The sequence below is a fragment of the Streptomyces sp. CNQ329 genome, assembly GCF_000482585.1.
In genome coordinates this window covers 1-16,349 of sequence record NZ_AXVU01000068.1, presented here as the reverse complement: position 1 = coordinate 16,349, position 16,349 = coordinate 1, and the positions used below count along the sequence as shown (strand labels likewise).

Here is a 16,349-nt window from a genome sequence, read left to right as displayed (position 1 = left end):
GTCACGCGCCGTCACCTCGGCGTTGGCCAGGGCCTCTTCGATGACCGGCGGGCACATCTTCTTCGACTCGGCCTCGTAGATGCGGTTACGTTCGGTCAGACCCGGGTGGCCGAGTGTCTTCTCGATGGGCTGCACAATATGCCGCTTGCGCACCCCCGTATTCCTGATCAGGCGAAGTGCCAGCGGGAGCTGCGGCTTCCCGGCGTGTGCCTGTTCGGCAAATTCCAGAGTCTCTTCCACTGTGATGACATGTTCCGGCGCATTCATCGCCGGTTTGCATAACCTCGGCATATCCGGAATCCACTTCTCGAGAGGAGACGTCGAGCTGGCGGCAGGCCGTCATCGCCTGCCACCTCTCGGCATAGACGGCACTGAGGCTCAGTGGCGGCGTCGGCTTCTCCGACCGGAAGTCGGCAGCCGAACGGGCTGATATCTGGCGGATTTTGTACGCCGGTTTGGCGTGCCGCCGACACATACGTTGGCGTGCGCCGGCGCAGGCACGTGATTCGATTTCGGACTCTTCCGCAGAGCCGGACACCGGCGTCTTCGACACCGCCGCCCGGCACGCCTTCCGGTAAAGGGAATACGTCGGCTTGCTGACCAGCATGAACCGCGGGGCAAGCAGGATCCGTCACGGTCCGTGACCGGCTACCGGACCGCGGCATCACTGAGCACCGGCCCGCGGCCGGGTGCAGGACATGGACGGGATGCCGCCTGGCTGAGCCGGCGAACGCGGCCCCAAACGACCGTCTTGTGTCGATTTCAGGCAGGAGGGGCGTGCAGGAATAGTGACACGCCCGCATCCTTCCGGCCAAGCTCACCCCAGAGTGACGTGGATCACTCTGGGCGCGGGGGCGCCCTTCCGTCCGCCGCCCGGCCGGCGCGGCTTCCAGGGGCAGAAAAGCCCGGGCCGGCGGCCCTTGGGATGCCCTCTGACCTGCGGATAAGGGCTGCGCTGTAGTCCGGTTGCGCCAACGGCCGCCGGTGGCACCGTCGCTGACGGGCAGTCGGCGGCCGGCCTGGCGTTCTGCGCGGGCGGCGGGCCGGGCCGGCGGCGGTGCACCGCACGCCACGGGCGGTGCGGCGAGGGGCGGTTGGTCGTTACGGGCGTCTCCAGCGCCGGCACGGCGCCCGCCGTTTCTCCGGCGGCGGGCAGCGCCCCTCCCCGGCAGATCTTCCGCGGTCTTCCAGACAGATACGAGGTCTCATCGAGGTGTGCCTGTTCAACTATGGGCAGGGAGAGACGGCCTGATGCAGGTGAGGCACGTCCTCTTGGTCTCGCCTGCCGTCACACCGTGCCGGCCTCGCCGCACCGTCGCCCCGAGGGCAGCGCCCCCAGCACGACGGAACCGGGAACACCGCCTCGACGTACAGTGAGGAAACCACCCACATGGACAGGACAGCGAACGCGGATGCGGACGTCATCGTCGTCGGAGGGGGCCCCACCGGACTGATGCTGGCCGGTGAGCTGCGCCTCGGCGGGGCGAGCGTCATCGTCGCCGAGGAACTCCAGCAGCCGACCGGCCAGTCCCGTGCCCTGGGGTTCACCGCACGCACCCTGGAAACCCTGGACCAGCGCGGTCTCGCCGCCCGCTACGGCGAGCTGGAGACCAGCCCGATGGGCCACTTCGGTGGCGTCCCGTTCGACTACACCATCCTTGAGGACGCGCACTTCGGGGCCCGCGGCATCCCGCAGTCCCAGACGGAGGCGATCCTGGAGGCATGGGCGCTCGAACGGGGTGCCGACATCCGCCGTGGCCACAAGTTCCTCGCCCTGGAGCAGGACGAGGAGGGCGTCACGGTCACCGTGTCCACCCCCGGCGGCGGGCAGGAACACCTGCGCGGGCGGTTCCTGGTCGGCGCCGACGGCGGGCGCAGCGCGGTGCGCAAGGCCGCGGGAATCGACTTCCCCGGCACCTCGGGGACCCAGCTGATGTACCTGGCCGACGTGGTCGGCAGCGGGGTGCGGCTGCGGCTGCTCGGTGAGCGGCTGCCGGGCGGCCTGGTGCAGGTCTTCCCGATGCCCGACGGCGTGGCCCGCATCATCCTCTCGGAGTACGGCACGTCGCCCGAGGACTTCAGCGAGGACCCCGAGTTCGCCGAGGTCGCCGAGGCGTGGCAGCGGGTGACCGGCGAGGACATCTCCGGTGGCGAGGCTTTGTGGGTCAGCTCCTTCACCGACGCCACCCGTCAGGCCGCCGAGTACCGCAAGGGCCGGGTGCTGCTCGCCGGCGACGCCGCGCACATCCACCTCCCCGCGGGCGGGCAGGGCATGAGCACCGGTATCCAGGACGCGGTCAACCTGGGCTGGAAGCTCGCCGCCACCGTCCGGGGATGGGCGCCGGAGAGTCTGCTGGACACCTACCACGGGGAGCGTCACCCGGTGGGCGCCCGGCTGCTGTCCAACACCCGCGCCCAGGGGATGACCATCTTCGGCGGCGACGACACCCAGGCGCTGCGCGACCTGTACACCGAGTTGATCGCTTTGGACGAGGTCAAGCGGCATCTGGCGGGTGCGGTCAGCCACATCGACATCCGCTACGACGTCGGCCCGGACGCGCACCCTCTGGCCGGCTACCGTCTGCCGCCGCGCACGCTGGACACCCCGGACGGGCCGGTGCAGACCGCCGAACTGCTGCACCAGGCGCAGGGCGTCCTGCTCGACCTGGCGGACACGCCGGAGTTGCGGGCGGCCGCGGCCGGCTGGAAGGGCCGGGTCACCACCGTCGCCGGCAAGCTGCCGGCGCCCTTCGACGAGGTCACCGCGGTGCTGGTCCGCCCCGACGGGTACGTCGCCTGGGCGGGCAGCGACCGGTCCGGTCTCGACGAGGCCCTGCGCCGCTGGTTCGGCGAGCCCGATCCCGCGTGAGATGAGTGCCGCCGGCCCGGTTCCCGCTGCGGCGGGATCCGGGCCGGAGCGCGGTGCCGGCCGGTGCACGGCCGGCACCGGCCGGGGCGCCACCGTGCCCGGCCGGCAGCCCGGCCTGGTGGTGGCGCGGCACGGGCTGCCGGCCGCCGGGGGGCCGGCCGGGTCGCTCGTGCCGGATGAACCCGCCGCTACCGGGGGCGGCTTGGGGCCGGCCGGGCGCCGTGCGGATCCCGGCAGGTCTGCCGCCCGGAGGGGGCGGGCGCACTGCCGGCGTCGGAGAAGGGGCCTCCCGGCACTCGGTGCCGAGTGCCGGGAGGCGCTGTCGCATGTCGCCGGGGGAAACGTCACGCGACATCTATCCGGTGGTGCCGAAGTGCCCGAGGGAGTCGGGCTGTTCCAGCACCACCAGGGCTCGTTGGATCATCTCCGCCAGGTCGGTGTCCTCGCTGCGGTCTCCCCACAGCACCTGGTGGAGGGCGCCTGTCACGGCGCCGACCAGGACACGGATTTCGAGGTTGTCGGCGGGCACGTCCGCCCGTTCGGCCAGTACCTCACTGACCGTGTCGATCCACCTGTCCTGGGACTCGCCCACCAGCGCCCGCACTGCGGGCACATTGCGTACGAGCTGGCGGCGCCACCGGTAATCCTCACTGAAATCTCCGGAGAAGCCGCGCACCATTTCGGTCAGCACTCCCCGCATGGCCGCAAGCGGCGGACCGTCCGTGAGACGTTCACGCAGAAAGGCCATCGTGAAGGTGGCGTAGTCGTCTGTCAGGACGATGTGCTCTTTGCTGGGAAAGTAGCGGAAAACGGTACTCGGTGAAACTTCGGCGGCGGCGGCGATCTGTTCGATCGTCGTGCTGTCGTATCCTCGCTCGTCGATCAGCCGGCGGGCAGCCGACCGAATCGCCTGGCGCGTGCGCAGCTTCTTGCGCTCACGCAGGCCGAGGCCGGCTTCTGCGCCGGAAATCGCCGGCATCGCCGCACCGACCGCCGCTGAGGGCACCTGAGTCATTTCCCTGCACCATCCGCCACGTCGGACAGCGCCTCACTCAAAGGCTCCTTCGCCGCCTTTCCGCCGGTCTCCTCATCGGCCCTGTCCCCGGCCTCGTCCTCCGGCTTCTCCCCGGCCGTCCTGTTCTCCCGGCTGTCGGGCAGTTTGACGGTGGCCAGGACGGCCGCGAGGACGCCGGCGATGCCGCAGATCAGGAGCACGACGCTCATGCCGCTGACGAAGGCGGATTCGGCGGACTGCGCGAGCTGCGGCATGTCCAGTTGCGCCGCGACCGCCTGCGCGGCGACCACGGACTCCTCGGCGGTCTCGGCGGCCTCCGCCGGCACCCCGCCGGTGTCGATCTCGTTGGTGAACACGGCGTTGAGGACACTTCCCAGCAGGGCGATGCCGATGGCGCCGCCGACCTGGCGCAAGGTGGTGCTCAGGCCGCTGCCGGTGCCCTCCTTGCCCTTGGGCAGTACTCCCAGGGCGGTGTCCAGGGCCGGCACCATCACCATGCTGGTGCCCAGGCCGACGAGGACCATCCACACCACCGAGTAGCCGTAGCCGGTGTTTTCGTCCGTGGCGCTGCCGATGAACATGGCCGTGGACATGATGAGCAGGCCCGCGACCACCAGCGGCCGGGTGCCGAACCTGGCGGACAGCGGCGGCACGATCTTGGCGACGACGATCATGCCGGCCATGAGCGGCATCAGGCGCAGCCCGGTGCCGAAGGCGTCGTTGCCCTGGATGACCTGGAGGTACTGCGGCAGCACGAACAGCAGGCCCATGAACACGAACATGCCGAGGATGAGGAAGAGCGTGTTCCAGCCGAAGGCCGGGGTCCGCAGCAGCTCCAGGTCCACCATCGGGCGGGTCTGACGCTTCTCGCGCAGGACGAGGCCGATGAGCATCAGCACACCGCCGGTGATCGCGACAAGGATGACCGGGTCGCCCCATCCCTCGGCGGGCGCTTCGATCACGCCGTAGACGAGGGCGCCGAGGCCGAGGATGCCCAGCACCGTGCTGATCATGTCGACCCTGGGGGCCGCCGGGTCCTTGGTCTCGGGGATGAGCAGGACGGCGGCGAGGATGCCGATGGCGACCAGCGGGATGTTGATGACGAAGACCGAGCCCCACCAGAAGTGGTCGAGCAGCCAGCCGCTGATCAGCGGGCCGAGCGGGAGACCGATCGAGACACCCACGGTGACGATCGCGATCGCCTTGGTCTGCTCCTCGCCCTTGAACAGGGTTGGGATGAGAGCCAGCGTCAGCGGCATGATCAGCGCGGCGCCCAGGCCCATGACCGTACGGGCCCCGATGAGTGCGCCCGGCGTGTCCACGAGCGTGCCCATGACGGAACCGCCGAGGAAGATCACAAGGCCGAGGATCAGCAGCTTGCGCCGGCCGAAGCGGTCACCGAGGAAACCCGCGGGAAGCATGGCCGCGGCGTAGACGACCGCGTACGAATCGATGATCCACTGCAGCTCGCCCGCGGAGGCACCGGTGTCGGCGGCCAGCGTGGGGAGGGCGACGTTCAGGATCGTCGTATCGAATCCGATGACGAGGACGCTGATCGTCAGACCAACCAGCGCCAACCAGCGATTTTTGGCGGCCATGCCTAAACGATAGCAGCTCTCACTTGAGAGTGGGTGGCTTTTGGTGAGCCGCAGGGCCGGAGCTGCCGCCCCGGCCGGATCCGGAGCGGGTGAGATATCCGGTTACGTCCCGTTCGGTCCGAGGGCTGGGGAGTCCGGCCACCGGGCCCGCGTCCGGCCGCGGCGGTGCGGCGCGGACACGGCCGGCCGCCGGGCGGTGGCGCCGGACGGCCCGCCCGCCTGCCTGATGGGGCGTCAGGTTCGGGTTGCCGGTACGCCCGCCGGAGGGAGACATCCGGCCCTTTCCGGCGGCGGTTCCCAGGGCCGCCCGGGCGGGGTCCGCGGCGTCTGACGGAGCGTCAACTCGCCGGGGCGGCACGGGTTTCGCCCCGGCGGGCAGGCCCCTGCGGGAGGGCTGTCACACCCGGCCTCGACCAAAATCACCTCACCCGTGACCAGGCGTTACCAGGCCTGTAGGCTCCTCCGGTGGAGACCCCCGCCACCTGTCAGTTCTGGATTTCTGGTAACTGGAGGAAAGATGCTGAGTCGACGGTCCCTTCTCCGCGGTGGCGGCGGCCTAGCGCTCGCGGCTACCGCTGTCGGATCATCGGTGGGGTCGGTTTACGGCAGTGAAAGCAAGTGGGGGCAACTGCGCCGTCATCTCAAGGGAGATGTGGTGCTGCCCTCCGATGAGGCGTACACGTATTCCAAGCAGGGCGTCCTGGTGGAGCTCGACGCCGTCACGCCGCAGGCGGTCGTCTACTGCGAGACGGTCCGGGACGTGAGCACGGCGATCAAGTTCGCCGGTGACCACGACATCCAGGTGCACACCCGCAGCGGCGGCCACAGCCTGGCGGGCTGGTCCACCGGCCAGGGCATGATCCTCGACGTCTCCCGGCTGAACCACGCGCTGCCCGCCGGCAAGCAGAACGTGCGCCTGGGTCCGGGCATCCAGAGCGTCGACTCGCTGGCCAAGCTCGCGCGCTACGACCGGCAGGTGAACACGGGCACCTGCGCCACCGTGCGCATGGGCGGCTACATCTCGGGCGGGGGCATCGGCTTTCAGGTACGGAAGTTCGGCTATGCCAGCGACCGCCTGGTCTCGGCCGAGGTGGTTCTCTCCAACGGCCGGGTCGTGCGTGCCTCCGAGAAGGCGCACCCCGACCTCTTCTGGGCCCTGCGCGGTGGCGGCGGCGGCAACTTCGGCGTGGTCACCGACTTCGAGGTGCGTCCGATCCAGGCTCCCAGCGTGGTGTCCTTCGACTCCACGTGGCCGTGGGACAAGGCCCAGGAGATCCTCACGGCCTGGCAGGAGTGGAGCTACAACGCCTCGCGCAACCTGGGTTCGACGCTGACCATCCTGCTGAGCAACGGCGCCCCGGGCAACGTGCCGGTCATCAGGCTCCACGGCGCCTACCACGGGCCGAAGGCGGAGTGCGAGCAGGTCCTGAACGAGCTGGCCGCCGCGTCGGGTGCCACGCCCACTCTCCACGTGGTCGAGCTTCCCTACGACAAGGGGATGAAGGCGGTCTACGGCTGCGAGCAGTTCACGCTGGACGAGTGCCACCGCGCCGGCTCGAACCCGGATGCCAGGATCCCGCGCACCCCCTTCCTCAGGGAGCGGACCCGGCTGCTCGACCGCCCCACGGGCAGCTCCGGGGCGGCTGACCTGCTCGCCGCCTTCGAGGCCAACCGCAGGCCGGGCCTGACCACGTACCTGTATCTGACGTCGCTCGGCGGCGCCGGCAAGGATCTCCCCCGCGACGCGACCGCGTTCGTGCACCGCGGCGCGGAGTTCTTCGTGGCCTTCGCCTCCCTGCTGGCGGACCCGCAGCCGCCCGCGGAGGAGGCCGAGGCCGCCCTGGTGTGGCCCGCCCAGGGCTTCGACGTCATCGACCCGATCTCGAGCGGCGAGTCGTACCTCGGCTTCCCCAACCCGGACCGGGACGACTGGCGGGAGTCGTACTACGCCGAGAACTACTCCCGGCTGGTCTCGGTCAAGCGCCGCTACGACGCGCCGGACTTCTTCCGGCACCCGCAGAGCATCGGCAGCTGAACTGGGCTGATGACGGCTCCGGTCCGGCGCGCGGCAGCGCGGCGGACCGGAGCCGTCCGCGTGACGGGCGGTCCGCGGCCCGTCACGGCCCCCATCCCGGCACGTGTGATTCACATCACATCGCAGTCCTGTCAGGAATCTCGGCATTGTCCCGCTCAGGGGGTGTAAGCGAAAAAACGGGAGCAATGCCATGAACTGTAAGCACCGCATCGTCGTCCTCGGCGCCGGATACGCCGGTGCCTACACGGCCGGGAAGCTGGTCCGCCGCCTGGATCCCGGGGACACCGAGATCACCGTGGTCAACGGGGAGCCGGACTTCGTCGAGCGGTTGCGCATGCACCAGCTTGCGACCGGCCAGCAGATCCGGGCCCGCAAGCTCGCCGACGTCTTCGCCCGCACCGGGGTGCGGCTGCGTCTGGCGCACGTCGACGCCGTCGACCCCGCCCGCCGGGCCGTTTCGGTGACCGGCGGCCGGGGCGAGGAGGAGATCGGCTACGACACGCTCGTCTACGCACTCGGCAGCCACATCGACGACCACGGCGTTCCCGGCGTGGCCGAGTACGCCTTCGACGTCGCCGGCCGCCCCTCGGCGCTGCGGCTGCGCGAGCGGCTGGACGGCCTGGCCGAGGGCGACCCCGTGCTGGTCGTCGGCGGGGGCCTGACCGGCATCGAGACCGCCGCCGAGATCGCGGAGTCCCGGCCCGGGCTGCCGGTCACGCTGGTGGCCGGCGGCGCGCTGGGTGACCGGCTCTCCCCCGGGGCCCGCCGGCACCTGCGCGAGACCTTCCGCCGGCTGGGCATCACCGTGCGGGAGCACACCGGCGCGAAGGCCGTCGAACCGGCGCGGGTGCTCTGCGCCGACGGCACCCGCCTGGCGTCCGGTGCGACCGTGTGGACCGCCGGGTTCGCCGTCCCGCCCTTCGCCGCCGCCGGCGGCCTGCAGACCACTGCGGGCGGCCGGATCGTCGTCGACGCCACCATGCGCTCGGTCTCGCATCCGGAGGTCTACGCCGTCGGTGACAGCGTCTACGCGCCCGACTGCAACGGCCGGCCGCTGCCGATGTCGTGCGCCTCGGCCGGCTCCACCAGCCGGCAGGCGGTCGAGGCGATCACCGCACGCCTGACCGGCCGCCCGGTCCCGAGCACCAGGCTGGAGTACATCGGCAACCACATCAGCCTCGGCCGGCGGGACGGCATCGTGCAGTTGGTCGACGACCGGGCCCGGGCCAAGCCCGGGTACATGGGCGGCCGGAAGGCCGCCCGGGTCAAATCCGGCATCCTCAAGGGCGCCCTGTGGAGCGTCTCCCACCCGGCCATCGGCAGGCCGAAACGCAGGCTCCGCCTGGCCGCCACGCCACAGGAACACGCCGGGCAGAACACCTCATAGCCACCTAAGGTGATCCAGGTGGACAGCACCACCACGGACCGCTTCGGCACCGGCCGGTTCGAGGCCAGCCGCAACCGGCTGGCCTCGCTGGCTTACCGGCTGCTCGGCTCCGCCGCCGACGCGGAGGATGCCGTACAGGACGCGTTCTTGCACTGGCAGGCCGCCGACCGCGAACGGATCCGGGTCCCCGAGGCGTGGCTGACCAGGATCGTCACCAACCTGTGCCTCGACCGGCTCCGTTCGGCACAGGCCCGCCGCGAGCGCACCGCCGGTGTCCGGCTGCCCGAGCCGCTCCTGGACGGCGACCCCATGCTCGGCCCCGCCGACACCTTTGAGCAGCGTGAGTCGGTCTCCCTGGCCGTGCTGACCCTCATGGAGCACCTCTCCCCCGCCGAACGGGCCGTCTACGTCCTGCGCGAAGCCTTCTCCTGCAGCCACGCGGAGATCACCGAGATCCTCGGCATCACCGAATCCGCCAGCCAGCAGCATCTCCACCGGGCCCGGCGCCGCATCACCGCCGCACGCCGCGGCGGGACCGCGGCCGATCCCGCGGCCGCCCGCAGAATCGTCGAGGAATTCCTCGCCGCCGCCACCTCCGGCCGCATCGAGCACCTGGTGGCGCTCCTCACCGACGACGCCACCGCGATCTCCGACGGTGCGGGACTGACCAGGACGCTGCAGCACTACAACGGCCCGCAGCGCATCGCCGCCGTCGCCCGGGCCGGCTTCACGCCCGCCCCCGCCAGGCGGCGGCCCGCCGGCACCGTCCTCGCCTTCCACTACGGGCGCCTCAACGGCTCCCCCGCCATCCTGGCCGTCCGCGGCGACCGGGTCGTCGGCACCGTGACCTTCGACATCAGCAACGGCAGGATCGCCGCCGTACGCGGCATCGCCGCCCCCGCCCGGCTCACCCGCCTCACCGACACCTGGCGGCAGCGGGGAGCGGACACGCCGCTGATCGCCCGGTGGTGACCCGGCGGGCGCACGCCGCGGGCCTCTCGAAGACGCAGGCGATCGGCCGGGGCCCTTTCCTCCCGCCGGGCGGGAGGAAAGGGCCCCGGCTGTTCATCCGGTTGCTATGCGGTCATCCGGCGGCCACGGTCTCGGCGTCCCCCGCCGCCTCCGCATCCTTGCCCGAGACGGTCTCGGGTGCGGGCTTGTCCGGGCCTCGCAGGGCGATGTAGACGGCCAGCACGCCCATGATGACGACGCCCACCCACATGGCCTGCTGCCATCCGTCGACGTAGGACTGCCGTGCGGCCTCGACCAGGTCCTGCGCGTGGGTGCCTGAACTGCCCGAGGCCTCGATGGCGTTGGCGATACCCTCCCGCGCGGTGTGCGCGGTCTCCTCGGAGACGTCGGGCATCTTGTCGTCGATGGTGCTGCGGTAGCCGGCCGTCAGGATGGCGCCGAGCATGGCGATGCCCAGCGCGGTGCCCAGCTCGCGGGTGACGTCGTTGAGGGCGGAGGCGACACCCTGCTTCTCATCGGGCAGGGAACGGGTGATGGCCTCGGTGGAGGGCACCATGGCCAGACCCAGACCGATGCCCATGACGATGATGCCGGGCAGGATCGACAGGTAGCCGCCGTCGACGGAGACCAGCAGCGCCAGAAGCGCCAGGCTGACACCGGTCAGCGCGACACCGGCGGCCATGGTCGGGCGGGGACCCAGTTGCGCGGCCATCTTCGGGGCCAGGCCCGAGGCCATCATCATCGCGATGGCCAGGGGCATCAGCGCCGCCGCGGACAGCAGTGCCGACCAGTCGAGCACCGCCTGCAGGAACGGGAAGAGCACCACGGACGTACCCGCCTGGACACCGAAGACCACGACCAGCGTGATCGAGCCGCCCGCCAGCCCGCGCTCGCGGAACAGGCGTACGTCCAGCAGCGCGGCCTCCCGGCGGCCCAGCTCCCAGAACACGAAACCGGCCGTGGCGACGAGGCCGATGCCGAGGCTGACCAGGCTCACCGGCTCGGTCCAGCCGCGCTCCGGCCCCTCCTGCAGGACGAAGATGAGGCCGACCACCGCGACGGTGGACACCAGCGCGCCGACGGTGTCGAAGGCATGCCCGGAACGTTCGTGGGAGTTGGGCACCGTCTTCAGCGTCATGGCCAGGGACGCGGCGATCAGCACCACAGGCAGGGCGAACAGCCAGCGCCAGTCGGCGACGTCGACGAGGAAGGCGGAGAGGAACATGCCCAGGATGCCGCCGCCTCCGGCGACACCGGTCCACACGCCGATCGCCTTCCCGCGCTGTTCCTCGGGGAAGGTGGAGGTGATGACCGCCAGGGTGATGGGCATGATCGTGGCCGCGCCGATACCGCTGACCACACGCGCGACAAGCATCACCTCGGCGCTCGGCGCCACGGCCGCCACCACGCTCGAGACCCCGAAGAGGACCAGCCCGGCGATCAGCGTGGGCTTGCGGCCCAGGCGGTCGCCGATCGCGCCGAGCGGCAGCAGCAGCGCGGCCAGCGCGAGGGTGTAGATGTTGATGATCCACAGGACCGTGTCCTGCGAGGTGTCGAGGTCGACGGCCATGTGCGTCTGGGCGACGTTCAGCCCGGACACCGACGCGAGGACGGCCATCAGCGCCATCGAGACGGTGATCAGGATCGCGCGCAGCCGACGCGCGTCCGGCGCGCCCCCGCCGCTCCCGTCAGCAGGTGCCGCCTGTTCGGGGTTCGTACTCATGGATTCCTCTCAAAGGGCGTGCGGAATCGGCGCTGGGCAGGACCGGCCGCCGGGAACGGGAGGTGGGGTGTGGGCCCGGACGTCAGTGGGTGGCGGCCCTGCGCCGCGCGGGGGCCGCGCCGGTATCAGCGGCGGCCGGCAGGGCGTGGATACGGGAGGCGGCCGGGGGATGCGGCGGACCGCGAAGGCGCCGCCGGCCCGATGCACTCATGCGATGCCGCCGTCCTGACTGTTCACGGCTTCGCGCACCGGGCCGATAACGAGGACGGGGACGCCGGTCGTCAGGCCGCCCGACCCCGGCCCGCGTTTTTTGACAGCCATAGCTAAATGGTAGCAGCTATCACTTGAGAGGTCTCCCCAGATGGGGGTGATGTCGGGTTCATGACAAGCCTGCCGGTCGGGTGTGCCGGGTGTGCCGGGTGGGGTCTGCGGGCGGCGCGGCGGGGCCGGCGGGCCGTCAGGTCCCGTACGCGGTACGGGACCTGACGGCCCGGTGGGGTCAGGGCCGTTCGGGGCTCAGGCCCGGAACCGGCTGGGGTCCGGGAACGGGCGGCTCCCGGTGCTGCTGTCCGGGGCCGCGGGCGTACAGCCTCAGTGTGGCCAGCAGGGCGAGGGCGACCGGCAGCACGAGGACGAGCAGGACCCGGGCCAGCGACCAGTCCGCGTCGACCATGAGGCCGCCGGCGACACCGCCGGCCAGCGGGCCGGCTTTTCCGGCGCTGTTGGCCCAGCTCACGGCGGTGGCGCGGACGGCCGGCGGGTAGGCGACCGCGGCGATCGCCTGGAGCACGGCGGTGGCCGCCGGCAGGCACAGCCCCAGGAGGAACGCCGTGAGGAGCAGCGCGACGAACCGTCCGGCGGCCATGGCGGCGGCGGCGAGACCCACCGCGGTCATCACCCACAGGAGGGCCAGCACCCTGAACCGGTCGAAGCGCTTGAGGACGAAGGACACCGAGAGCTGTCCGATCAGGCCGCCCCATCCGAACGCCGCGACGGACACCGCGGCCTTCGAGTCCGTCAGGCCCTCGTTCTCGGCCAGTTCGGGCAGGTAGGTGATGATCACGAATGCGATGCCCTGCCCCAGGAAGAAGCACAGCCACAGCAGGAGGGTCGTGCGGGCGAAGCCGCGGGAGAGCACGGCCCGCGGGGTGGGCCGCGGGCGCTTGCGCTGGGTGCTCTGGTCCCAGTCGACCCGGGAGAGGTCCTCGTCCGGCAGGACGGAGGCAAGGACGCCGTGCAGTTCCTCCTGCGGGCGCTTGCGGGCGGCGAGCACGCTGAGGGACTCCGGCACGACGCGGACGATCGCCGGGATCAGCAGCAGCGGAATGATCCCGCACACCACCAGCAGCACGGGCCAGTTGAACGCGGGCACCAGGACCGAGGCGAGAATCCCGCCGACGGTGGTGCCGGCGGTCACCCCGGCGAAGGCCAGCGCGACCATCTGGACCCGGCGCCGGGCGGGCATCCAGTCCGCGACGAGGACCATCATGGACGGCAGCACGGCGCCCAGCCCCAGGCAGGCCGCGGTGCGGAACCCGGCGAAGGGGACGATGCTGTCGGTGAATCCCATGGCGGCCGTGCACAGGCCGAAGCAGGCGGTGCCCGCGAGGGTGACGACCTTGCGCCCGTGCCGGTCGGCGAGCGGGCCGGCGGCCACACCGCCGACGATCATGGCCAGGACGCCCAGCGTCACGGTCACCGTGACCGCGCCGCCGCCGACTTCCCAGTCCTCTTTGATCCTGGGGTAGACGAAGCCGGCGATGCCGGTGTCCAGCCCTTCGGCGATCATCGTGAGCAGGCCCACCCTCACGATGAGCCGCTGCCGGCGACCCATGGGCCGGGCGTCGATGAACTCCTGCGGACTCGGCCTTGCTGAGGCTTCCGTGCTCATGGGCCGGGGCCCCTTTCCTGTGAAGCTGCGCGGGCGGTACGGCGGTCCGGATCGCGCCGCCGGCCGCGGGGCGGCGTGGCCGCTCCGTGCAGCGGTGCTCGGTGCACGCCGATGGGGACGTGTGCGAAGCCGATGGGGGACGTGGTCGGACGGGCCGGTTCACATCGCGTGGCGGCGCGGGCGGAGAGCCGCGCCGGGGACGGCCAGGCGCGTCACACAGGCGCCGTGAACCGTTGGAGATGCCGCCGGCCTGCCCGTGATCGTGGTGCTGCGGGAGCAGAGACGACCAGGAAGCCACGGGCACCTCCGGGTGAACCGCTTTGGCTGCCGCGGGTCTTGACGGGCCCGTCAGGGCCCGTGGCCGCCGGCTCACCGCCCGAGGACCCGGACCGGGGCTCATCCAGCGTGCTTCGTCGCACTCGGAACGGCCTCTGCGGGCAGGGCGTGCGGCAGCATGCCGGCGGGATTCTCTGCGATTGCCTTGGTGACGCTGAACCCGCATTCTTCCAGCCGGTTCTGTTACGCCGGCACCGGCTGCGCCCCGCCCTGGCCCATGGCGCAGCCGGTGAAGAAGGACGGGAAGACATCAACGGTGCGGTTGCCGGGATCCTTGATGCTCTCAAGGAACACCGGCACCAGAAGGTGGACTTGCCCGCCGGCGAGGCGGTGCCGCGCCGGGCGCCGTCGCACCGGCGATACCGGGTGCGTCCGGCCAGAGGCCCGGAACCGGCCACCTCTGCACAGACCGGCCGGTAGAGCGCTCGACTCACCGCCGCAAGGCTGTTTTCGGGCAGGCTGATTGTGCACAAATAGTGACACGGGCCGTAGTTGCACGCCAAGGCCCTCTCATTGGGACGTAAGTCACTCTGCCTGGAGGGGTGTTGGTGTGTATGTGGTGGCGCGTGTGAAAAGGGAGCCTCCCGGTACTCGTGACCGAGTGCCGGGAGGTCCCCCGTATCTCTGCGGCCGGCCGGTCAGTCCTTGACTTCGCCCCTGACCTGCCGCTGCACGAACTCGTGGGTCAGGTCGCCGAACTGCTCACCCCACTTGATCGACCGCTCGACGGTCTTCGTGAAGTGGACGCCGCCGTCGACGCGGCTCCTGCCGCACAGCTTGTCGAACTCGGTCCAGGTGGAGAAGTGCACCTCGACGTCCTTGGCGGGGGTGACCCCCGGCTCCGACAGCGAAGTGCCGGCCGGGAAGGTGAAGGTCCAGTCCAGCACGTCGTCGCCGAAGAAGCGCCGGGTGTTCTGCGACCCGGCGGCACAGAGCGTCGTGGAGCCCGAGGGGTACTCGGGGTGGTCGCTGTGCGTCAGGTAGCTGGTCCACTCGTTGGCGGGTATGTCGTCGACCGTGCCCATGCCCGGACCGCCCCAGGCCGTGATCTTCTTGTTGCCGTAGACGTGCCGGACCGCCGTTATCGGTCGGACGGTGTCGTACTTGGCCTTGAGGTACCAGCCGGCGATCAGCGTGTCGAAGGTCGCCAGGATGCTCTGCAGCACCCACTGCGCCCAGCCGTGCACGCCCATGTGGTTGTCCTGGTCGCGGCTGCGGGCGATGACGATGGACGAGTGGCCGATGCCCCAGAGCTTGTTGTCGTAGATCTCGGCGAGCACCTTGCGCTCGTCGGTGAGCGAGGCCGACGCCTCCAGCAGGTCGTCCACCGTGCGCTTGTAGGTGCGCGGATCGGTGTGGTCGGTGTGATCGGGGCGGGCGATCGGGAACCGGGAGGCGTGCTTGAAGATGTGCGGCGTGGTCCTGCCGGCCTGCGGGGTCACGAAGGCCTGGCCGACGTAGATGCCCAGGTCGCCCGGGCCGCCGCCGAGGCGCCGGCCGTTGTGGGGGCCGAGCAGCGGCTGCCAGCGCGAGGGGTTGTTCACCTTGTAGGGCGTGTTCACCGGCACGTAGCCGGTGTAGTCGGCCCACGGCTGGCGGTTGTACCTGCGGCCGCCCTCGTCACCGAGGACGTTCATGCCGTCGCGCTCCAGGAACTTCCAGACCGACTTGGCTGCCACGTTGCCGATGCCGATCGGGCTGGTCAGGTTCTCCGACTCGTCGTCGGGGTTCAGGCCCAGCGCCGTCATCAACTGCCGCAGGGCGCCGAGGTTATCGGGCAGCAGGCGCTTCCAGATGCCGTGCTGGGCGTAGATGACGGCGATGTTCATGTTGCGGTTGGTGGTGGACTCGCTGGAAGGACGGCGCGGAATCCGGGAGTGGATGCCGACCGCGGTCTCGTGGTAAGGCGCCAGCGCGTCGAACGCCGCGAGCATCGCCGCGCGGTTCGTCCACAGGAAGACGGTCGCGTCCATCGGCCCGATGAACTGCAGGCTGGGCGACTTACCGGCCTGATCGTCGCCGGGCTGGGCCCACTTGACGTAGTTGTCCTTGTCCAGGTCGGGGAGTTCGGGCGGCTCCTCGCTGGCGGCACCGGCCGTGCGGGCGAAGACCAACTGCGACAGCGCCATGGCCGAAGCACTGCCGACCAGCAGTGACCTGCGGCCTATCGAGGAACCTGTGACAGAAGTGTGTCCGGACGTCGTCATGATCGTCTTCCTTGTTCTGGCAGGGAGGTCCTTTTCGGGCGAACCCGGGAAGGGCCCTCCATGGGAACGGGTATCGGTGGCTGCACCGTGAAGCGGGGCGGCGGGCCGGTGGGCCCGCCGCCGTGGTGAAAAGGGATCAGTCCTCGACGTCGCCCTTGACCTGCCGCTGTACGAAGTCGTAGGCCAGGTCGCCGAACTGCTCACCGAAGACGATGGTCCGGTCGACGGTCTCCTGGAAGTGGACACCGGCCCATACCCGGCTGTTACCGCAGGTGCGGGTGAAGTCGGTCCAGGTCGGGAAGTGGATCGACAGATC

9 protein-coding genes and 2 pseudogenes are annotated in these 16,349 nt (G+C 70.8%); 4 read left to right on the top strand and 7 right to left on the bottom strand.

What is annotated here, in order from left to right:
* Window positions 1-291 (bottom strand): annotated as a pseudogene (locus tag I003_RS35255) (type III polyketide synthase); the annotation flags it as partial.
* A 1,099-nt stretch (window positions 292-1,390) separates the two neighbouring features.
* Between I003_RS35255 and I003_RS0127680 the strand changes: the two are divergent.
* Window positions 1,391-2,869, top strand: a complete 1,479-nt coding sequence (locus I003_RS0127680; protein ID WP_027774468.1) for an FAD-dependent monooxygenase — start codon at window positions 1,391-1,393, stop codon at window positions 2,867-2,869.
* Between the two features lie 355 nt (window positions 2,870-3,224).
* Here the strand turns inward: I003_RS0127680 and I003_RS0127675 are convergent, their stop codons facing one another.
* Together I003_RS0127675 and I003_RS0127670 are read right to left on the bottom strand one after the other, a co-directional pair.
* Window positions 3,225-3,884 (bottom strand): TetR/AcrR family transcriptional regulator, encoded by a 660-nt coding sequence (locus I003_RS0127675; RefSeq protein ID WP_027774467.1) that lies wholly within the window; start codon window positions 3,882-3,884, stop codon window positions 3,225-3,227.
* Window positions 3,881-5,482 (bottom strand): MFS transporter, encoded by a 1,602-nt coding sequence (locus I003_RS0127670; protein WP_027774466.1) that lies wholly within the window; start codon window positions 5,480-5,482, stop codon window positions 3,881-3,883. Before I003_RS0127670 ends, I003_RS0127675 begins: the two co-directional genes overlap by 4 nt.
* Window positions 5,483-6,137: 655 nt before the next feature.
* Here I003_RS0127670 and I003_RS0127665 point away from each other — a divergent pair.
* The 3 genes from I003_RS0127665 (at window position 6,138) to I003_RS0127655 (ending at window position 9,876) form a co-directional block, all read left to right on the top strand.
* Window positions 6,138-7,517, top strand: a complete 1,380-nt coding sequence (locus I003_RS0127665; protein ID WP_486584419.1) for an FAD-binding oxidoreductase — start codon at window positions 6,138-6,140, stop codon at window positions 7,515-7,517.
* A gap of 190 nt (window positions 7,518-7,707) precedes the next feature.
* Window positions 7,708-8,904, top strand: a complete 1,197-nt coding sequence (locus I003_RS0127660; protein WP_027774464.1) for an FAD-dependent oxidoreductase — start codon at window positions 7,708-7,710, stop codon at window positions 8,902-8,904.
* A gap of 18 nt (window positions 8,905-8,922) precedes the next feature.
* A complete protein-coding gene (locus I003_RS0127655; protein WP_027774463.1) occupies window positions 8,923-9,876 on the top strand; it encodes a sigma-70 family RNA polymerase sigma factor in 954 nt (317 codons plus the stop codon).
* A 112-nt stretch (window positions 9,877-9,988) separates the two neighbouring features.
* Here the strand turns inward: I003_RS0127655 and I003_RS0127650 are convergent, their stop codons facing one another.
* The 4 genes and pseudogenes from I003_RS0127650 to I003_RS33465 form a co-directional block, all read right to left on the bottom strand.
* Window positions 9,989-11,599 (bottom strand): MFS transporter, encoded by a 1,611-nt coding sequence (locus I003_RS0127650; protein ID WP_027774462.1) that lies wholly within the window; start codon window positions 11,597-11,599, stop codon window positions 9,989-9,991.
* Between the two features lie 499 nt (window positions 11,600-12,098).
* A complete protein-coding gene (locus I003_RS0127645; protein WP_486584418.1) occupies window positions 12,099-13,490 on the bottom strand; it encodes an MFS transporter in 1,392 nt (463 codons plus the stop codon).
* A 974-nt stretch (window positions 13,491-14,464) separates the two neighbouring features.
* Window positions 14,465-16,033 (bottom strand): DUF6851 domain-containing protein, encoded by a 1,569-nt coding sequence (locus I003_RS0127635; protein ID WP_027774460.1) that lies wholly within the window; start codon window positions 16,031-16,033, stop codon window positions 14,465-14,467.
* A gap of 136 nt (window positions 16,034-16,169) precedes the next feature.
* A pseudogene (locus I003_RS33465) lies at window positions 16,170-16,349 on the bottom strand (DUF6851 domain-containing protein); the annotation flags it as partial.